Origin of the sequence: Nocardia sp. NPDC024068, assembly GCF_040638875.1 — a bacterium.
GTDB lineage: Bacteria > Actinomycetota > Actinomycetes > Mycobacteriales > Mycobacteriaceae > Nocardia.
In genome coordinates this window covers 1-18,430 of record NZ_JBEZYU010000011.1, presented here as the reverse complement: position 1 = coordinate 18,430, position 18,430 = coordinate 1, and the positions used below count along the sequence as shown (strand labels likewise).

Genomic DNA, 18,430 nt, shown 5'->3' with positions numbered 1-18,430 from the left:
GCCCCGCACACTAACCCGCGGCGGCGCCGGGACACCGGAATCCTGTGCGGTGGCATTCGCGGGACCGGGTCCGGTGCGGGACGGGTCAGGATATCCGGGTATAGGTGAGATCGAATTCGTGCTCCCAGTCCCGCGGGTCGGATTGGGCGTCCGAACGCTCCCAGGTGGCCCGGAATACGTTGCCCGTCTCGTCGAGTGTTCCGGTGAACCGCTGCGATCCGCCCGGAGCATCCCGCCAGACCCGCCACAGCGGACCGTCGAAGAAACCGTGGTAGATCCGGCGGCTGCCGTCGCGGCCGTGCTGGAGGATGGCCAGCGAATGCTCGGCGCCCTCGTCGGCGCCCACCACCCAGGCCCGGTCGGCGTGCGCGCCGGGAAGCGTTGTCACGACCATGAGAAAGGAGTGGTCGTTCAACCATTCGATCGATGTGTGGCCGGTCTCACCGGGAAACTGCGGGCTGGTGACGTCCCACTCGCCGATCATCATCGCCAGCCCGGCCAATGCCGTATCTCGATCGGTCATCTGCGGGTCTCCCATCGCTCGATGCGAACCAGGAATCTCAGCGCAGGCGCCGGTGTGGTCCGGAGACCCCTCGCCTCGGAGTCCACGACCTCGATACGGCACCGGTACCCACGGTAGCGCCTCACCGCGATCGCGCACCCACGGCGTGGCCCGCGCGAGCGATCCGCCGGATCAGCGGGTGTCGCTGTCGATGAGCAGCGCGCCCGCCGAGTTCACGACCCGCAGGGTCGGATTGCGGGTCTGCCCGCCATAGCTGAGGTTGTTGACCCGCATATCCACCGAACCGTCCGGATTGTTGCCCTTGAAGGCCTCGATCCGGTTGAAACTCTGCACCGTGCGGGTCGACCAGTAGGTCTGGAACTCCTGCTGGCTGCCGTACACCTGTTGCGCCGCGGGGGTCAGCAGCGCCCACGACCCGGCGGGATCGAGATAGAACTGTTCGATCATCTGGCCGGCCGGCACCCATTCCACCTGGCCGTTGCTGGGCGTGGCACCCAGGCCGAGGCTGGTGGCGGTGCTGCCGGGCGATTGCGGCGCGGTGGAGGTGGCGGAGGTCTGCGCCTGCGCGGAACCGCTGTCGCCGGAATCGGAGGAGTTGAAGAACAGCACACCGCCGACCACCGCGGCCCCGGCGACACCACCGATGAGCACCGCGCGCCGGACACCGCCCCCGCCCTTGCCCTGCACCGGCTGAGTGGTGGTCGGGGGATGACCGGCCGCGTGCCGCGGCGGGCGGGTTTCCTGGAGATCGCGGCCCGCCGCACGCGGCTCGGGCCGGCGCCGGGCGGGTCCGGCCTCGGCCGCGCCCCGCGGCCGGACGGGCGCGGGCGATTCCATGGTGCTGACGGCAGCGCCGCCGTGCCCGTTGTGATTGCCGTTCCGGTCGAACGCCTCCCGCGCCGGGACGAATCCGGCATGCTCGGCGGCGGAATCCTCGTAGGCGAAGCGGGCCAGCTGTTCGCGGGCCTCCCGCATGGTGGGCCGGAGCCGGGGGTCCGCCTCGAGCAGGTCGAGCAGGAAATCGGTGGCCTGGCCGGCGTTCTGTGGTTCGCTGACCTGCCCGTTGGCTGCGGCGTACAGCACCTTGAGCGGGTTACCGGATCCGAACGGGGGTTCGCCCTCCAAGGCGTGGAACAGGGTCGCGCCGAGCGCGAACACATCGGCGGCGGGCGTCGGGTCGGCGCCACGGGCCACCTCCGGCGCCAGATAGGCGGCGGTGCCGCAGATCAGACCGGTTTCGGTGAGGGTGACGTCGCCGGTGGCCCGGGAGATACCGAAATCGGTGATCTTGACCGTGCCGTGATCGTCGAGCAGCACATTGCCCGGTTTCACATCGCGGTGCACGAGCCCGGCCTGATGGGCGGCGATCAGCGCCGAGGCCACCTGCTCGCCGATACGTGCCACCTGCGGCAGCGGCAGTGGGCCCTGCGCCGACAGCACCATCGCCAGGCTCCGGGACTTCATGTACTCCATCACCAGGCACGGATCGCCGCCGTGTTCGGTGATATCGAAGACCACGATGGCATTCGGATGCTGGAACCGGGCCGCGTTGCGGGCCTCCCGGGTCGCGCGCTGCCGGAGCACATCGCGCTCCGCGGGCGGCAAACTGGGCTTGATGTGGATCTGCTTGATCGCCACCGACCGTTGCAGACGCTCGTCGACGGCACGCCAGACCACGCCTGTGCCGCCGCTACCAATCTGCTCGACCAGGCGGTAGTGATCCGCGATCAACTGACCGGTATCGATGGCGCCTACTCCGAACCTTCTCGAAATCGTGACATGTCGCGTACTTGACCACTCACGCGTCCGGGACGAGTGTAGCGGGCACCTCGACCGCCCCAGTGGGTGATATCACTTTAGCGGGCCGCCGCCGGGGCTCCGTCGGCGGTGCGGCATCGGGGAGCGCACGCCGTGCCGGATGGGCGAACGCCCGGCTACCGGTCCGTCGCGAGATCGGCCCGGGCCACACGCGGGACTGCGGATAGGCCGCGCCGAACCGCACCAACTAGGCTGTTCCGAGTGAGTCTTGTGCTGCTGCCCGCTGTCGATGTCGCCAATGGAGAGGCCGTCCGCCTGGTTCAGGGCGCGGCGGGCAGTGAAACCAGTTACGGGTCGCCGCGCGACGCCGCCCTCGCCTGGCAGGAGGCCGGCGCCGAATGGGTGCATCTGGTCGACCTGGACGCGGCCTTCGGCCGCGGCTCCAATCGGGAGCTGCTCGCCCGGGTGGTCGGCGAACTCGATGTGGCCGTCGAACTGTCCGGCGGGATCCGCGACGACGAATCGCTGAAGGTCGCCATGGCCACCGGCTGCGCCCGGGTCAACCTCGGTACCGCCGCGCTGGAGGACCCGCAGTGGTGCGCCCGGGCCATCGCGGAATACGGCGAGCGGGTGGCGGTCGGCCTGGATGTGCAGTTGGTCGACGGTGACTATCGGTTGCGCGGCCGCGGCTGGGTGAGCGACGGCGGCGATCTGTGGGAGGTGCTCGAACGTCTGGAGCGCGACGGCTGCTCCCGCTACGTGGTCACCGATGTCACCAAGGACGGCACCCTCACCGGCCCGAACCTGGATCTGCTGCGCGAGGTGACGAATGCCACCGACGCCCCGGTGATCGCTTCGGGCGGGGTCTCGGCGCTGGCGGACCTCACCGCGATCGCCGAACTGGTGCCCGAGGGCGTGGAGGGCGCCATCGTCGGCAAGGCCCTGTACGCGGGCCGCTTCACGTTGCCCGAAGCTCTGGCCGCCGTCCGCTGATCCACGAACGACACCTGACCCCGAACGGAACGCTGACGCGATGACGAGGGCAGATACCGAACTGGCCACCCTGATGGCCACCGCCGCCGAGATACTCGACGGCGTCAGCGCGCGGTTCCTCGAGGGGCGGGGTGCGCCCAGTGCGGTCGCCAAGGGGTCCAAGGATTTCGCCACCGAACTCGATCTGGAACTCGAACGCACCATCTCCGGGCAATTGCTCGACCGCACCGGTATCGACGTGCACGGCGAGGAATTCGGGGGTCCCGCGCTCACCGAGGGCACCGCCTGGGTCCTCGACCCCATCGACGGCACCTTCAACTACTCGAACGGTCATCCGCTCACCGGCACCCTGCTGGCCCTGGTGCGCGACGGCGAACCGGTGATCGGGCTGGCCTGGTTCCCGCCGCTGGATCGCCGGTACGCCGCCGTCGCGGGCGGCCCGCTGCTGCTCGACGGCGTGCCGCAGCCGCCGCTGGCACCGGGAGTCCTGGACGAGGCGATGATCGGCTTCGGCGCGTTCAACATCGAATCCACCGGCCGGGTGCCCGGCCTCTTCCGGCACCGGGTGCTCGGTGCGCTCAGCAGTCTGTCGTCCCGGGTGCGGATGCACGGGTCCACCGGAATCGATCTGGCCTTCACCGCCGACGGCACTCTGGGCGGGGCCATCGTCTTCGGGCACCATCCGTGGGACAACGCGGCGGGCGCGCTCATGGTGCGCTGCGCCGGCGGAGTGGTCACCGACCTGGAGGGCCGGGACTGGAATATCGAATCCGGATCGGTGCTGGCGGCCGCGCCCGGCGTGCACGCCGAACTGCTCGACATGATCGCCGCGACCCGCGGCGCGGTGCACACCACCACCACCGCATCCGTCGGTGACAGGGAAACCGCGGCCCGAGGCGGGGAGGAGAAGAACCCATGACACTGGCGACTCGCGTCATACCGTGCCTGGATGTGGACGCCGGGCGGGTGGTGAAGGGCGTGAACTTCCAGAACCTGCGTGATGCCGGCGACCCTGTCGCCCTGGCCGCCGCCTACGACGCCCAGGGCGCCGACGAGCTCACCTTCCTCGATGTCACCGCCTCCAGTGGAGACCGCGGCACCATGCTCGACGTGGTGACCCGTACCGCGGAGCAGATCTTCATCCCGCTCACCGTGGGTGGCGGGGTCCGCACGGTCGAGGATGTGGACCGGTTGCTGCGCGCGGGAGCGGACAAGGTCTCGGTGAACACCGCCGCCATCGCCCGGCCCGAAGTGCTGCACGAGATGTCGCAGCGGTTCGGATCGCAGTGCATCGTGCTGTCGGTGGACGCCCGCACGGTGCCCGCCGGCGAGCCCGATACCGCGTCGGGCTGGGAGGTCACCACGCACGGCGGTCGCCGGGGTACCGGTATCGACGCGGTGGAGTGGGCCGAACGCGGCGCCGAATTGGGTGTGGGTGAGATCCTGCTCAACTCGATGGACGCCGACGGCACCAAAACCGGTTTCGACCTGCCCATGATCACGGCGGTGCGCGCCGCCGTCTCGATCCCGGTGATCGCCTCCGGCGGCGCGGGCGCGGTCGGCCATTTCCCGCCCGCGGTGCGGGCGGGTGCCGACGCGGTGCTGGCGGCCAGCGTGTTCCACTTCGGTGAACTGACCATCCCGCAGGTCAAGGACGCACTGCGGGCCTCGGACCTGGTGGTGCGCTGATGGCACTGGATCCGGCGATCGCGGCACGGCTCAAACGCACCGAGGACGGCCTGGTTGCCGCCGTCGCGCAGGAGCGGGATACCGGCGCGGTCCTGATGATGGCCTGGATGGACGACGAGGCCCTGGCCCGGACCCTGGCCACCCGTCGCGCCACCTACTTCTCGCGGTCGCGGCAGCAGTACTGGGTCAAAGGGGAAACCTCCGGGCACACCCAATATGTGCACGAGGTACGGCTGGACTGCGATGGCGATACCGTGCTGCTGGTGGTGGATCAGCAGGGTGCGGCCTGCCATACCGGCACGCATACGTGTTTCGACAGTGATGTGCTGCTGGCCGGCGGCCCGGCACCGGGAACGTAGCGGAACTTCCCCGCGAACCGGCAGGCGTTCAACCGGGCCCGACGGGATCAGCGCCGGGAATCGGTCGGCGCCGGTTGCCCCGCTCCGCCGAGCACGGTGGCCAGATGGGTGGTGAGGGTCTCACCGAGGTCGGCGAGTGCTTCGGTCTGTTCGGTGTCGAGTCCGTCGAACACCAGCCGCCGCACTACATCCATGTATCCGGGTGCGGCCTCCACGACCTTCTGATGGCCCTCATCGGTGAGTAGTGCCAGTACCCCGCGGCGACCGGTGGTCGCCACCCGGGTGGCCCATCCCATGCGCTCGAGTTTCGAGACCACATGGGAAAGCCTGGATAGCGATGAATTAGCTCGATGAGCGAGCTCGCTCATCTGCAGCCGGCGATCCGGGGCTTCCGAGAGAAGGGTGAGCACCCAGAACTCGAAATGGGTGACGCCGGATTCGCGCTGCAGGTCGGTGTCCAGAGCGCCCGGCAAGCGGTTCAATAGTGCGACCACCGCGCGCCACGCGCGCCCTTCGATCGGGTTCAGCCACTCCGTCACAGGTCCGCCTTCTCTCCGGCCCGGTGACGACAGCGGCTACGGTCACCCGGCTACGAAGAGTTTGCCACGACTTCGCTCGATCATGTGGCATCTACGAAACTATGGTGAGGTCATTCACAACCCGTAGGGGCAGTTACGGTTACGCCGCCGCGCGTCCGCGCAAGAACTCCAGCGCCCGGTCCGCGTGCACGTTCGCACGGAGTTCACTGCTGATCACCTCGAGGACACGGCGGTCGGTATCGAGGACGAAGGTGTGTCGTTTCACCGGCATGAGTTTGCCCAGCAGGCCGCGTTTCACCCCGTACTCCTCGGCCACCGACCCGTCGGCGTCCGACAGCAGCGGGTATTCCAGCCGCTGCGAGCCCGCGAACCCGGCCTGGACGTCCACGGCGTCGGCGGAGATGCCGGCGCAGCGCGCGCCGAGGGCGGCGAATTCGGCGGTGAGGTCGCGGAAATGGCAGGCCTCGGCGGTGCACACCGGGGTGTTGGCGGCCGGGTAGAAGAAGAGAACGAGCGGGCCGTCGGCCAGCAGGGAGTCGAGGGAACGGAGGGCGCCGGTCTGATCCGGGAGTTCGAACGCCGGGGCGAGCTGGCCGATCTTCATACCCGGACAGTACCTCCGATGGCGCGTCGGGCGGGGTGCGTCACGACTTCGCGGGCAGCGGCTGGAATGATGGTCCGAATGCACGGCGCGCACACTCCCGCGACTACCACCCGCGACCGATTCCGCGAACTCGCCGCCGAACACCGGGTCGTCCCGGTGACCCGGAAGGTGCTGGCCGATTCGGAAACCCCGCTCTCGGCCTACCGGAAGCTGGGCGGTGACCGCGCGGGCACCTTCTTGTTCGAATCCGCCGAGAACGGGCGGTCCTGGTCGCGCTGGTCGTTCATCGGCGCGGGCAGCCCGTCCGCGCTCACCTCGGTGGACGGTGCGGCGACCTGGCTGGGCGTCGCCCCCGCCGACGCCCCGTCCGGGGGCGATCCGCTCGACGCGTTGCGCGAAACCCTGGAGTTGCTGCGCACCGAACGGCTGCCCGGACTGCCCCCGCTGACCGGCGGCATGGTCGGCTACCTCGGGTACGACGCGGTACGGCGGATGGAACGGCTGCCCGAGCAGACGATCGACGATCTGCAGCTGCCCGAGATGGTGCTGCTGCTGGCCACCGATCTGGCCGCGTTCGACCATCACGAGGGCGCCATCACCCTCATCGCCAACGCGGTGAACTGGAACGGCACCGCCGACAACGTCGACGAGGCCTACGACGACGCCGTGGCCCGGCTGGATCGGATGACCGCCGCGCTGGCGGCGCCCGCGGCCTCCACCGTCTCCGTCTTCGACCAGCCCGAACCCGATTTCCGCCGCGCCCGTACTCCGGACGAGTACGGCGCCGGGGTGCGCCGGCTGGTGTCGGAGATCGAGGCCGGTGAGGCCTTCCAGGTGGTGCTGTCGCAGCGCTTCGAGATGGACTACGGCGGCGCCCCCATCGATCTCTACCGGATGCTGCGCGCGGCGAACCCGAGTCCGTACATGTTCCTGCTGCATATCCCCGACGGCGCCGGCGATACCGCGTTCTCGATCGTGGGATCCAGCCCGGAGGCCCTGGTGGCGGTGCAGGACGGAATGGCGACGACCCATCCGATCGCGGGCACCCGCTGGCGCGGTGCCACCGAGGAGGACGATCTCCTGCTGGAGAAGGGTCTGCTGGCCGATGACAAGGAGAATGCCGAGCATCTGATGCTGGTGGATCTGGGCCGCAACGATCTGGGCCGGGTCTGTATGCCGGGAACCGTGCGGGTCACCGAATACCGCCATGTCGAGCGGTACAGCCATGTGATGCATCTGGTGTCCACGGTCACCGGGCGGCTCGCGCCCGGCAAGATCGCGCTCGACGCCGTGCGGGCCTGTTTCCCGGCCGGGACGCTGTCGGGCGCGCCCAAGGTCCGGGCCATGCAGTTGATCGAAGAACTCGAGCCGACCCGGCGCGGCGTGTACGGCGGGGTGGTCGGGTATCTCGATTTCGCCGGTGACGCCGATACCGCCATCGCCATCCGCACGGCGCTGCTGAAGGACGGCATCGCCTATGTGCAGGCGGGAGCCGGAGTCGTGGCCGATTCCGAGGCCGAATACGAGGACACCGAATCGCGGAACAAGGCGATGGCGGTGCTGCGGGCCGTGGCGGCCGCCGAAACGGTGCGCGCCTTCGACGGTGCGGCGCCGGAGGAGGCCGGTAGCCGCGCCCACCGCGAATCGGCCGCGTCGGCGGCCGGGGGCGGATCGTGACGGCGTCCGGACCCGGCGACGCCGATCGTCGCGCCGACGAGGTCGTGCCGGCTTCCGGCGCGCTGCGGCCCCGGCCCGCCGATTGGGGCGACGACGAGCCCGAGACCGCACCGCCGCCCGCGGCGCGCAGCCGCTATCCGGTGGCCGCGCTGGTGCTGCTGGCCGTCGGCGCTGCCGCGCTGTGGGGGTCGTCGCGGCTCATCTGGGTCAGCGTGACCTCCGCGGACGGTCTCACCGAACCCCGTACCGACGAGCTGAACGGTGGGGTCTGGTTCGGGGCGCTGACGCCGCTCGCGCTGGTCCTGCTGGCCGCTATCGCCGCGGTGCTGGCGACCCGGGGCTGGATGCGCCGGCTGGTCGGTGTGCTGGTGGCGTTGATCGCCGCGGTCACGGCCGTGCCCGCGCTGGCGCTGCTCACCGGGTCCGGGGCCACCGAACAGCGGGCCGCGGAACTCGCCGAGCTGCCCGGCCGGGCGCAGGTGCAGGAAGTGGTCACCGCGAGCGCGCCCGCCCTGCTCACCTTGTGCGGCGCGCTGGCCGCGTTCGGCGCGGGCCTGCTGCTGGCGCGGATGCCGGCCGCGGCCAAGCCGTTGTCCGGTAAGTACGACAACCCGGCGACCCGCAAGCTCGCGGCGACCCGGGCTGTAGAACAGGATGCCGGCGGGGGTCCGCTGCCCGAACGTGTGCTGTGGGACGCGCTGGACGCCGGCGCCGATCCGACCGATTCCGGCGCCGGTGACCCGGACACCCGGCGGACAGCTGCCGCGGACACGGCGGCGCCGGCTGCCGACGCGGATCGGGAACCCGCCACCGGCCCGGGATCGGACGACGGTGACGAGCCGGGCACGTCCCGGAAATCGCGTCCGCCGGCGGCCGGCGATGCCCCCTAGCAGGTCGGCCGGGGCGCGATGATCCGCCCCCGGCGTCACCGTGTCGCATGCTCCCATTTACTCTTGTTCAGCATCGGTGAGACACCGCCTGGGGGAATCCTGCAGGCAGTAACACGCGTCTCCCCAGAAAGGATTCGAGCCAGATGACGGTACTCGACTCGATTCTCGACGGGGTCCGCTCGGATGTAGCCGCTCGGGAAGCGGTGCTGGACTTCCCCGCGGTGAAAGCGGCGGCCGCCGCCGCACCACCGCCGTTCGACGCGAAGGCCGCACTTCTCGAGGACGGTATCGGCGTCATCGCCGAGGTGAAGCGGGCCAGCCCCTCCAAGGGGGCCCTCGCCGAGATCATCGATCCGGCCAGCCTCGCCAAGGCCTACGAGGACGGCGGCGCCCGGATCATCAGTGTCCTGACCGAGGAGCGGCGTTTCCACGGATCGCTCGACGATCTCGATGCCGTCCGCGCGACGGTGAACATCCCCGTCCTGCGCAAGGATTTCGTGGTCGGTCCCTACCAGATCCACGAGGCGCGGGCGCACGGCGCGGATGTGATCCTGCTGATCGTCGCCGCGCTCGAACAGGACACCCTGTCCTCGCTGATCGACCGCACCGAATCGCTCGGGATGACCGCGCTGGTCGAGGTGCACACCGAGGAGGAGGCCGACCGCGCGCTGACCGCCGGGGCCACCGTGATCGGGGTCAACGCCCGGAACCTCAAAACCCTCGAGGTCGATCGCGACTGCTTCTCGCGGATCGCGCCCGGTCTGCCCACCGAGGTGGTGCGGATCGCCGAATCCGGGGTGCGCGGCACCGCCGACCTGCTCGCCTACGCGGGTGCGGGCGCGGACGCGGTCCTGGTCGGCGAGGGTCTGGTCACCAGCGGCGACCCCCGTGCCGCGGTCTCGGAGCTGGTTACCGCCGGTACCCATCCGTCCTGCCCGAAACCGGCGCGGCGGGGCCGGTGATGGCCGGGTCCGGAGTGTCCTCCACCAGCGGCCCGTTGCCCACCGCCAGCCGCGGAGTGGCCCAGCGCAGCGCCCACGAACCCGACGAGAGCGGTCATTTCGGGGTCTACGGCGGTCGTCATGTGCCCGAGGCGCTCATGGCCGTGATCGAGGAGGTCACCGCCGAATACGACAAGGTCCGCTTGGACCCGGACTTCCTCGCCGAACTCGACCGGTTGCAGCGTGACTACACCGGCCGGCCCTCACCGGTGTTCGAATGCGACCGGCTGGCCGAACACGCCGGTGGCGCGCGGATCCTGCTCAAACGTGAGGATCTGAACCACACCGGATCGCACAAGATCAACAATGTGCTGGGCCAGGCATTGCTGGCGAAACGGATGGGCAAGACCCGGATCATCGCCGAAACCGGCGCCGGCCAGCACGGCGTCGCCACCGCCACCGCCTGCGCACTGCTCGGGCTGGACTGCATCGTCTACATGGGCGCGGTCGATACCGCGCGGCAGGCGCTGAACGTGGCTCGGATGCGGCTGCTCGGTGCCGAGGTCGTCTCGGTGACCACCGGCTCGCAGACGCTCAAGGACGCCATCAACGAGGCACTGCGCGACTGGGTCACCAACGCCGAGGACACCTACTACTGTTTCGGTACCGCCGCCGGCCCGCATCCCTTCCCGATGATGGTCCGTGATTTCCAGCGGGTGATCGGCATGGAGGCCCGCACCCAGGTGCAGGAACTCACCGGCCGGCTGCCCGACGCTGTCGCCGCCTGTGTGGGCGGCGGATCCAACGCCATCGGCATCTTCCACTCCTTCATCGACGATCCCGGCGTCCGGCTGGTCGGCTACGAGGCCGCCGGTGACGGGGTCGATACGGGCCGGCACGCCGCCACCTTCGCGGGCGGGTCGCCGGGCGCCTTCCAGGGCGCGTACTCGTATCTGCTGCAGGACGAGGACGGCCAGACCATCGAATCGCATTCCATCTCCGCGGGTCTGGACTATCCCGGGGTGGGTCCCGAGCATGCGCTGCTCCGCGATATCGGCCGCGCCGAGTATCTGCCGATCACCGACAGCGCCGCGATGGACGCCCTGCTGCTGCTCAGCCGCACCGAGGGCATCATCCCGGCCATCGAATCCGCGCACGCGGTCGCCGGTGCACTGGAACTGGGCCGTGAGCTCGGTGAAGGCGCGATCATCCTGGTGAATCTGTCCGGTCGCGGCGACAAGGACATGGACACCGCCGCCCGCTGGTTCGGGCTCATCGACGACCCGGACAGCGGCAAGGAGAACGGCCAGTGAGTTCCGATTCGCGTCTCGGCGCCACCTTCGCGGCCTGCCGGGCCGACAACCGCGCGGCGCTGATCGGCTATCTGCCCGCCGGGTACCCGGACCTCGCGGGGTCCCGGGAGGTCGTCCGGGCGATGGTCGAATCCGGTTGCGATATCGTCGAAATCGGGGTCGCCTATTCCGATCCGGTGATGGACGGGCCCACGATCCAGGCCGCCGCGGAGCAGGCACTACGCGGCGGTGTCCGCGTGCGCGACGTCTTCTCGGTGGTCGAGGCGGTCACCGAGGCGGGTGCGCAGGCCGTGGTGATGAGCTACTGGAATCCGGTGCTCCAGTACGGCGTCGACCGTTTCGCCCGGGATCTGGCCGCCGCCGGCGGCGCGGGAATGATCACCCCGAACCTGATCCCGGAGGAAGCCGGGGAATGGATCGTCGCCTCCGAGGCGCATCATCTCGACCGGATCTTCCTGGTCGCCCCGTCTTCCACCGAGGAACGCCTGGCCGCGACCATCGATGCCAGTTCCGGATTCGTCTACGCCGCGTCCACCATGGGTGTCACCGGTGCGCGGGACGCGGTATCGACCGCGGCGCCCGCACTGTGCGCCCGGATCCGGACACACAGCGATATTCCGATCGGAGTGGGGCTCGGCGTGCGCTCGGGTGCGCAGGCCGCGGAGATCGCCGGATACGCGGACGGGGTGATCGTCGGATCGGCGCTGGTCTCCGCCGCGGCCGCCGGACTCGACGCGGTGCAGGCCCTCACCCGGGAACTGTCGGACGGGGTCCGCGCGGCCGCCGCCGTCTCCTAGACACACGCGGGCCCGAGGCCGGGCGTGCGTTCATCGCGGCCTCGGCTACGGTTGCCCCGTGACCGTTCAAGCCGCACCGGATACTGTCCCCGCCGCCGGAACCTCCGGGGGCGCCGTACCGCACACCGCCGATCTGCTGGCCTATCTGCCCAGCCCACCGCAGGGTGTCTGGGAAATCGGCCCGTTCCCGCTGCGCGCGTACGCGGTCTGCATCATCGTCGGCATCGTCGTCGCCATCTGGTGGGGCGAGAAACGCTGGCGGGCACGCGGTGGCGAGGCGGGCACCGTACTCGACGTCGCGGTGTTCGCGGTCCCCTTCGGACTCATCGGCGGCCGCACCTATCACGTGGCCACCGATTGGCAGAAATACTTCGGCGCCGACGGTAACGCCATGGACGCACTGAAGATCTACCAGGGCGGACTCGGAATCTGGGGGGCGGTGCTCTTCGGCGGTATCGGCGCCTGGATCGCCTGCCGTATCTACAAGATCCCGCTGCCCGCCCTGGGCGACGCCATCGCCCCGCCGATCCTGCTCGCCCAGGCCATCGGACGGCTCGGCAACTATTTCAACCAGGAACTCTACGGCCGGGAAACGGATCTGCCGTGGGGCCTGGAGATCTATCTGCGTTTCGACGACGCCGGCCGGCTCGACATGATGAACGGCGTCTCCTCCGGCGAGGTGCATTCGGTCGTGCACCCCACCTTCCTCTACGAACTGGTGTGGAACGTCGCGGTGGTGCTCGCGCTGGTCTACGTCGACCGCCGGTTCCGGATCGGCCACGGCCGGCTCTTCGCGCTGTACGTGGCCGGGTATTGCTTCGGCCGGTTCTTCGTCGAACTCATGCGCGACGACGAGGCCACCCAGATCGCCGGTATCCGGATCAACTCGTTCACCTCCGCGCTGGTCTTCTTCGCGGCCGTCGCCTACTTCCTGTTCGCGACCAAGGGCCGCGAGACGCCCGCGCAGCTGAGCCCGGATGCCGGCCCGCGTCCGTGGCCGTGGCAGCTGGGCGCGTTGCGCGCCGCGGGTGGATCCACCGGGGTCGGGCTCACGAAAACCACTGCGGTCGGCGGTGATAGCGATGGTGGTGCAACGACCGGAGACGACGACGGTGACAACACCGCTGCCGAGGGCGGCGATACCCCGGCCGAATCCGATGACACGGACACCATCGGGGTCACCGGCAGCAAGGAGGAGGGCGGCGCCGCGGCGGATACCGAGGCGGAAGCCGGTGAAAAGCCGGGCACCGCATCGTCGGCGGAGGCCACCGGGCGGGAATCCACGAGTACGCCCGATGAAACATCCGATGAAAAGAAGGCCGAGGCGGACGGCGAGAACGCCGAATCCGCTGCTCCGCGAGCGAATTAGGATCCCGTCCGGCGGCCGCGGCGGTCGTCTGGCAGCATCTCTCGCAGGGGAGGCCACGAAATCGGATGTCCTCCACAGCCGGGGGCACCACACAAGGAGGAACAATGACCGATCCGTACCAGCAGGGCGGACCGCAGTACGGCCCGCCGGGGACCGGACCGGACCTGAGCAAATCGGGCGGGGCACCGGGGTACCCGTCGCAGCCGCAGCAGCCGTATCCGTCCGGCGGTCAGCCGTATCCGTCGGGCGGTCAGCCGTATCCGTCCGGCGGGCAACCGTACCCGTCGCAGCCGCAGTACGGCGCCGCACCCGGGTACGGGCAGCCGCCCGCCGGATACGGCGCCCCGATGGGTGGTCCGGGGATGTACAACCCGATGGATCCCGAAGCGCCGTACGGCCGGGATATCAACGGCGTGCCGTACTCGGACAAGCAGAAGCTGACCGCCGGACTGCTGCAGATCTTCCTGGGCTCGTTCGGTGCCGGGCGGTTCTACATCGGTGATACGGGTATCGCGATCGCCCAGATCGCCGCCACCTGGCTCACCTGTGGCATCGGTGGTATCTGGCCGCTCATCGACGGGATCATGATGCTCACCGGCAGCGTGCAGGACACCCAGGGGCGTCCGCTGCGCGAAAACTGACCCGCGGTCACCGACGGACCCCCGGTTCTCCGGGGGTCCGTTGTGCGTTATGGGGATGTGATCAGCGGGAATTGCGGCGTGGCGGGTACTTGCGGCGCGGCGCCTGACCAGCGGTGCCGCGCAGCGTGGAATTCATCGGGGAGTAACAAGGCGATCAACCCGGCGGTCCACCCTGATTCACGCAGTGCCGCGTAGCGGTTCACCCTCGTGTTACCGGTATCGCCCACCCCGCGGGGCGGGCGGGACGGGACATCCCGGCAGGATTAGGCTCGACACGTGATGCGACGGACGAAGATTGTGTGCACCCTCGGCCCGGCCACTGCCACCGAGGAACGTATTCGAGAGCTCGTCGAGAGTGGTATGGACGTCGCCCGGCTGAACTTCAGCCACGGCGAACACTCCGACCACGCCGAAAACTACAAGAAGGTGCGGCAGGCCTGCGACGATCTCGGCCGCGCCGTCGGCATACTCGCCGATCTCCAAGGCCCCAAGATCCGGTTGGGCCGCTTCGCCGAGGAGCGGACCTACTGGGCGACCGGTGAGGTCGTCCGTATCACCGTCGACGATATCGAGGGAACCCACGACCGCGTCTCCACCACCTACAAACAACTCGCCGAGGACGCCAAATCCGGTGACCGGCTCCTCGTCGACGACGGCAAGGTCGGGCTGGAGGTCGTCCGCGTCGAGGGCAACGACGTCGTGTGCGAGGTCACCGAGGGTGGACCGGTCAGCAACAACAAGGGTGTCTCGCTGCCGGGGATGGATGTCTCGGTCCCCGCGCTCTCGGAGAAGGACATCGAGGATCTGGAATTCGCCCTCGGCCTGGGGGTGGATTTCATCGCGCTGTCGTTCGTGCGCTCGCCGTCGGATATCGAACTCGTGCACGATGTGATGGACCGGGTCGGGCGGCGGGTGCCGGTGATCGGAAAACTGGAGAAGCCGGAGGCCATCGACAACCTCGAGGCAATCGTGCTCGCCTTCGACGCGGTGATGGTGGCCCGTGGTGACCTGGGCGTGGAACTGCCGCTCGAGCAGGTCCCGATCGTGCAGAAACGGGCCATCCAGATGGCCCGGGAGAATGCCAAGCCCGTGATCGTGGCCACCCAGATGCTCGAGTCCATGATCGAGAACTCGCGGCCCACCCGCGCGGAGGCCTCCGATGTGGCCAATGCCGTGCTCGACGGCGCGGACGCGGTCATGCTCTCCGGCGAGACGTCGGTCGGTAAGTACCCGATCGAGACCGTGCGCACCATGGCCCGCATCGTGCACGCGGTGGAGACCGAATCCACCAGCGTGCCGCCGCTGACCCATACGCCGCGCACCAAGCGCGGTGTCATCTCCTACGCCGCCCGCGATATCGGCGAACGCCTCAACGCCAAGGCCCTGGTCGCCTTCACGCAGTCCGGCGACACGGTGCGCCGCCTGGCCCGGCTGCATACGCCGCTGCCGCTGCTGGCGTTCACCCCGCTGCCGGAGGTGCGCAGTCAGCTGGCGCTGACGTGGGGTACCGAAACCTTCATCGTGCCCACCGTGGACAGCACCGACGCCATGATCCAACAGGTCGATCAGGCCCTGCTGAGCATGACCCGGTACCGCAAGGGCGATCTGGTGGTCATCGTGGCGGGTTCCCCGCCGGGTACCGTCGGTTCCACCAATCTGATCCATGTGCACCGTATCGGCGAGGAGGACCACTGAATGACCCAGGTTCGCGGAGCCGCCCGGTGAGCGCCCCGGTGGGCGGCGTAACCGGCCGGCACACCGATCTCGACACCCTGCTCGAGCTGCTGGACCTCGAGGAGATCTCCGAGGACGTGTTCCTCGGCCGGCATCCCGAGAAGGTCGCCAGCCGGACCTTCGGTGGCCAGCTGGTGTCCCAGGCGGTCGTGGCCGCGGGCCGCACCGCGGGGCAGCGTCCGATTCATGTGCTCAACGCGCATTTCGTGCGTGGCGGCGATGTGAAGAAGCCGATCGAATTCCATGTGGAACGGCACCGGGACGGCCGGGCCTTCGCCAACCGGACGGTGACCGCCACTCAGGACGGCCAGGAGCTGTTCGTCATGCTGGTCTCGTTCCAGGAATGGGCCAAAGGGCTGGAGCACGCGCACGAACGGCCGCAAGTGCCGGATCCGGAGACGCTGCCGAGGATCCAGGAGACCTTCGCGGGCTACGAGGACAAACTGGAAATGTTCGTCAACGCCCCGCATCCGATCGATATGCGTTATACGAACGATCCGGCCTGGATCCTCAAGGGCACCGGCGAGAAGCTCAACCACAACCGGGTGTGGATGCGCGCCGACGGCACCCTGCCCGATGATCCGCTGATCCACGTGGCCGCGTTGAGTTACTCCTCCGATACGACCGTGCTGGATTCGATCATCACCACCCACGGCCTGTCCTGGGGCCTGGACCGGATCGTGGCTGCCACGGTGAACCATTCGATCTGGTTCCACCGTCCGTTCCGATTCGACGAGTGGGCGCTCTATGCCACCGAATCCCCGGTTGCCGCGGGTTCGCGCGGCCTGGCGACCGGACGGTTCTACTCACGGGCGGGCGACCTGCTGGCCACCACCGTGCAGGAGGGTGTGATCCGGCACTTCCCATCGCGCCGCTGACCGCGGCCGCGACGGGTCAGAGCCGTTCCGCCGGGAGCGGCTCGATACCGAAATCGGTGCGCTGTTCGGCGCTGAAGGTGAACGGTGCTCCGGGGCCGAGCGTATCCAGGCTCCGGAGCAGCCGGTTCTCCAGCACACCGATATAGCCGTCGGTGAGTTCGGCGGGATCACCGACCAGGCTCAGCGCGATCTCGAAGGTTGCGTGCCCGTGCGGTTCCAGGCCCGGATTGCCGGCCCGCCAGCGGCTGTCGAATTCCCGGTGGCGCGAATCGTCGTCGGCCACCGGCAGGGTGAAACGCCATGCGCAGACGTCACCGTCGTCCAGATGGTCGTCCAACTCCGCCCGTACCGTCTCGACGAGGCGATCCAGGGATTCCGGTGTCACATAAACATGAAGCGAAACATCCGAAATGCGTTTCGGCATGCCTGATTCCTGTCGTGTGTCGAACCTTCAACGGGAGTGAATTCTCGGATCGTGTTCCGGACCGCGAGTGTAGTGCCCAGACGCCGGATTATCGGGAAGTGGGTGTGTTTTCGTGCCGTATCGGCGTCGCGGGGAAGGATGTGGCGGTCGCCGGCGTCAGGCGTACCAGCCCGTGAGCTGGGCGGCCACCAGCGGCGAAAGCCGGGTCTGCGCCGTCGGCGGCCCGAGCACCAGCGGCGGCCGGCCCCGGGTGTGATCGCCGGGCGTGGCGGCCGGCGCCAGCGCTACCAGCAGGGGCACCAGGGCATCCGCGATCTTGTCGCCCACCTCGCAGTACGCCCTGGCCGACAGCCCCACCGGGTCGGCGATGTTCTCCCGCCCCACCCTGGACAGGTTGTGCCGGCTGCGATGCAGGCCTTCGATCGTGCGTGACCCGGTGACCCGCGCGATCCGGTGCGCCTCGAGCAGCGTGAACGTCCGGGATTCCGCACCGAAGGCCAGTTCGGCTACATCGTCGCGGATGTTCTCCGTCATGGTGAGGACCAGATCCGCGCGATCGATATGCTCTGGTGCGAGTCTGCGGGCCCGGAAGTTCGCCGGATCCCCACCGAGTCCGGTGATCGCCTCGGCGGCCCGGGGTTCGACCGGGAATCCGACCAGCGCACGGGTCCCGGCGCTCTCGGCGGTGATCCCGCCGAGCCGGTATTCGACCGCGATGGAGCGGGTGAGCCGTTCGGCGATGACCGACCGGCACACATTGCCATTGCAGACGAACAGGATGTGCATAGCGCTACGCTAAAACGGGCGACAGCTCCTTCAGAAGCGCAGGCTGTGCAATATCACACCGCCGTACGGTGAATTCATCTCCGCGTAGCATTCCGTACACGGTCGCCCCGGGGATTTTCCCGAGATACGCATTGTGTTTCCGTGACTATTCGCCGGCCTTCGGATTCGAAATACATTGCCCCACCCCGATTCGAATTCATCCCACCCGCCCCGCAACCCTCCGGCGAACCGCGAAGTCCCCGCCCCTCCGTTACCCGACCGCCCACCGTCGAGTAGCGATCATGCCCCACCCGCCACTCGCGCCGCCCCACACTTCGGTGCCCCGATCGACCCAACCGCAGCATCACAACCCGGCCGATCCCATGGTGTCGAGTCTTACGAGACCCTGAAAGGGTTCGGCCCGCGTCTGCTGTCAGCCCTCGAAGCGCATGTGGCGAAGCCACGAGTCTCGAGGGCTGACGGCCCGCACGATCTCGTCGATGAACGGCTGCCAGCGTTTCACCGCGGCGGGCGAC

General features: G+C 69.0%; 17 protein-coding genes and 2 pseudogenes. 13 read left to right on the top strand and 6 right to left on the bottom strand.

Going from position 1 to position 18,430, the window contains the following annotated elements:
* Positions 1-85: 85 nt before the first annotated feature.
* Both AB0F41_RS12625 and AB0F41_RS12620 read right to left on the bottom strand, forming a co-directional pair.
* Positions 86-523 carry a hypothetical protein gene (locus tag AB0F41_RS12625; RefSeq protein WP_357423051.1) on the bottom strand — a complete coding sequence of 146 codons (438 nt, stop codon included), beginning with the start codon at positions 521-523 and terminating at the stop codon, positions 86-88.
* 171 nt (positions 524-694) lie between these two features.
* The gene (locus AB0F41_RS12620; RefSeq protein WP_357423049.1) at positions 695-2,254 is read right to left on the bottom strand and encodes a serine/threonine-protein kinase; all 1,560 of its coding nucleotides are present in this window, start codon (positions 2,252-2,254) and stop codon (positions 695-697) included.
* A 288-nt stretch (positions 2,255-2,542) separates the two neighbouring features.
* Here AB0F41_RS12620 and priA point away from each other — a divergent pair, with 288 nt between their 5' ends.
* From priA to hisI, 4 genes are read left to right on the top strand one after another with little or no spacing between them, the layout of a single operon-like run.
* Positions 2,543-3,274: a bifunctional 1-(5-phosphoribosyl)-5-((5-phosphoribosylamino)methylideneamino)imidazole-4-carboxamide isomerase/phosphoribosylanthranilate isomerase PriA gene (priA, locus tag AB0F41_RS12615; RefSeq protein WP_357423047.1), complete on the top strand. Its 732-nt coding sequence runs from the start codon at positions 2,543-2,545 to the stop codon at positions 3,272-3,274.
* A gap of 40 nt (positions 3,275-3,314) precedes the next feature.
* Positions 3,315-4,193, top strand: coding sequence for an inositol monophosphatase family protein (locus AB0F41_RS12610; RefSeq protein ID WP_357423045.1), 879 nt, complete (start codon positions 3,315-3,317; stop codon positions 4,191-4,193).
* The gene (gene hisF / locus AB0F41_RS12605; RefSeq protein WP_357423043.1) at positions 4,190-4,963 is read left to right on the top strand and encodes an imidazole glycerol phosphate synthase subunit HisF; all 774 of its coding nucleotides are present in this window, start codon (positions 4,190-4,192) and stop codon (positions 4,961-4,963) included. The genes AB0F41_RS12610 and hisF overlap by 4 nt, the downstream gene beginning before the upstream one ends.
* On the top strand, positions 4,963-5,322 hold the full coding sequence (gene hisI / locus AB0F41_RS12600; RefSeq protein WP_357423041.1) for a phosphoribosyl-AMP cyclohydrolase: 360 nt from the start codon (positions 4,963-4,965) through the stop codon (positions 5,320-5,322). The genes hisF and hisI overlap by 1 nt, the downstream gene beginning before the upstream one ends.
* A 47-nt stretch (positions 5,323-5,369) precedes the next feature.
* On the opposite strand, the gene AB0F41_RS12595 is transcribed toward hisI, so the two are convergent.
* Both AB0F41_RS12595 and AB0F41_RS12590 read right to left on the bottom strand, forming a co-directional pair.
* Positions 5,370-5,861, bottom strand: a complete 492-nt coding sequence (locus tag AB0F41_RS12595) for a transcriptional regulator (protein ID WP_357423039.1) — start codon at positions 5,859-5,861, stop codon at positions 5,370-5,372.
* Positions 5,862-6,000: 139 nt separating this feature from the next.
* The gene (locus AB0F41_RS12590; protein WP_357423037.1) at positions 6,001-6,465 is read right to left on the bottom strand and encodes a peroxiredoxin; all 465 of its coding nucleotides are present in this window, start codon (positions 6,463-6,465) and stop codon (positions 6,001-6,003) included.
* A 78-nt stretch (positions 6,466-6,543) separates the two neighbouring features.
* Here AB0F41_RS12590 and AB0F41_RS12585 point away from each other — a divergent pair, with 78 nt between their 5' ends.
* From AB0F41_RS12585 to AB0F41_RS12545, 9 genes and pseudogenes are all read left to right on the top strand, one after another.
* Positions 6,544-8,142 (top strand): anthranilate synthase component I, encoded by a 1,599-nt coding sequence (locus AB0F41_RS12585; protein WP_357423035.1) that lies wholly within the window; start codon positions 6,544-6,546, stop codon positions 8,140-8,142.
* A complete protein-coding gene (locus AB0F41_RS12580) occupies positions 8,139-9,032 on the top strand; it encodes a TIGR02234 family membrane protein (RefSeq protein WP_357423033.1) in 894 nt (297 codons plus the stop codon). Before AB0F41_RS12585 ends, AB0F41_RS12580 begins: the two co-directional genes overlap by 4 nt.
* 143 nt (positions 9,033-9,175) lie before the next feature.
* Positions 9,176-9,994 carry an indole-3-glycerol phosphate synthase TrpC gene (trpC, locus tag AB0F41_RS12575; protein ID WP_357423031.1) on the top strand — a complete coding sequence of 273 codons (819 nt, stop codon included), beginning with the start codon at positions 9,176-9,178 and terminating at the stop codon, positions 9,992-9,994.
* On the top strand, positions 9,994-11,286 hold the full coding sequence (trpB, locus tag AB0F41_RS12570; protein ID WP_357423028.1) for a tryptophan synthase subunit beta: 1,293 nt from the start codon (positions 9,994-9,996) through the stop codon (positions 11,284-11,286). Before trpC ends, trpB begins: the two co-directional genes overlap by 1 nt.
* Positions 11,283-12,083 (top strand): tryptophan synthase subunit alpha, encoded by an 801-nt coding sequence (gene trpA, locus AB0F41_RS12565; protein ID WP_357423026.1) that lies wholly within the window; start codon positions 11,283-11,285, stop codon positions 12,081-12,083. The genes trpB and trpA overlap by 4 nt, the downstream gene beginning before the upstream one ends.
* A 133-nt stretch (positions 12,084-12,216) precedes the next feature.
* A pseudogene (gene lgt / locus AB0F41_RS12560) lies at positions 12,217-13,053 on the top strand (prolipoprotein diacylglyceryl transferase); the annotation flags it as partial.
* Between the two features lie 602 nt (positions 13,054-13,655).
* A pseudogene (locus tag AB0F41_RS12555) lies at positions 13,656-14,093 on the top strand (NINE protein); the annotation flags it as partial.
* 276 nt (positions 14,094-14,369) lie between these two features.
* Positions 14,370-15,788: a pyruvate kinase gene (gene pyk, locus AB0F41_RS12550; protein WP_357423024.1), complete on the top strand. Its 1,419-nt coding sequence runs from the start codon at positions 14,370-14,372 to the stop codon at positions 15,786-15,788.
* A gap of 26 nt (positions 15,789-15,814) precedes the next feature.
* A complete protein-coding gene (locus AB0F41_RS12545; RefSeq protein WP_357423022.1) occupies positions 15,815-16,705 on the top strand; it encodes an acyl-CoA thioesterase II in 891 nt (296 codons plus the stop codon).
* A 16-nt stretch (positions 16,706-16,721) separates the two neighbouring features.
* Here the strand turns inward: AB0F41_RS12545 and AB0F41_RS12540 are convergent, their stop codons facing one another.
* Together AB0F41_RS12540 and AB0F41_RS12535 are read right to left on the bottom strand one after the other, a co-directional pair.
* The gene (locus tag AB0F41_RS12540; protein ID WP_357423020.1) at positions 16,722-17,129 is read right to left on the bottom strand and encodes a hypothetical protein; all 408 of its coding nucleotides are present in this window, start codon (positions 17,127-17,129) and stop codon (positions 16,722-16,724) included.
* Between the two features lie 156 nt (positions 17,130-17,285).
* Positions 17,286-17,915, bottom strand: a complete 630-nt coding sequence (locus AB0F41_RS12535; RefSeq protein WP_357423018.1) for a low molecular weight phosphatase family protein — start codon at positions 17,913-17,915, stop codon at positions 17,286-17,288.
* Between the last annotated feature and the right edge of the window lie 515 nt (positions 17,916-18,430).

Excerpts from the sequence above, each read along its gene's own strand:
- AB0F41_RS12625 (WP_357423051.1), bottom strand. The coding sequence starts at position 523 with ATGACCGATCGAGATACGGCATTGGCCGGGCTGGCGATGATGATCGGC.
- AB0F41_RS12610 (WP_357423045.1), top strand. The coding sequence starts at position 3,315 with ATGACGAGGGCAGATACCGAACTGGCCACCCTGATGGCCACCGCCGCC.
- hisF (WP_357423043.1), top strand. The coding sequence starts at position 4,190 with ATGACACTGGCGACTCGCGTCATACCGTGCCTGGATGTGGACGCCGGG.
- hisI (WP_357423041.1), top strand. The coding sequence starts at position 4,963 with ATGGCACTGGATCCGGCGATCGCGGCACGGCTCAAACGCACCGAGGAC.
- AB0F41_RS12590 (WP_357423037.1), bottom strand. The coding sequence starts at position 6,465 with ATGAAGATCGGCCAGCTCGCCCCGGCGTTCGAACTCCCGGATCAGACC.
- AB0F41_RS12585 (WP_357423035.1), top strand. The coding sequence starts at position 6,544 with ATGCACGGCGCGCACACTCCCGCGACTACCACCCGCGACCGATTCCGC.
- trpC (WP_357423031.1), top strand. The coding sequence starts at position 9,176 with ATGACGGTACTCGACTCGATTCTCGACGGGGTCCGCTCGGATGTAGCC.
- trpB (WP_357423028.1), top strand. The coding sequence starts at position 9,994 with ATGGCCGGGTCCGGAGTGTCCTCCACCAGCGGCCCGTTGCCCACCGCC.
- AB0F41_RS12540 (WP_357423020.1), bottom strand. The coding sequence starts at position 17,129 with ATGCCGAAACGCATTTCGGATGTTTCGCTTCATGTTTATGTGACACCG.
- AB0F41_RS12535 (WP_357423018.1), bottom strand. The coding sequence starts at position 17,915 with ATGCACATCCTGTTCGTCTGCAATGGCAATGTGTGCCGGTCGGTCATC.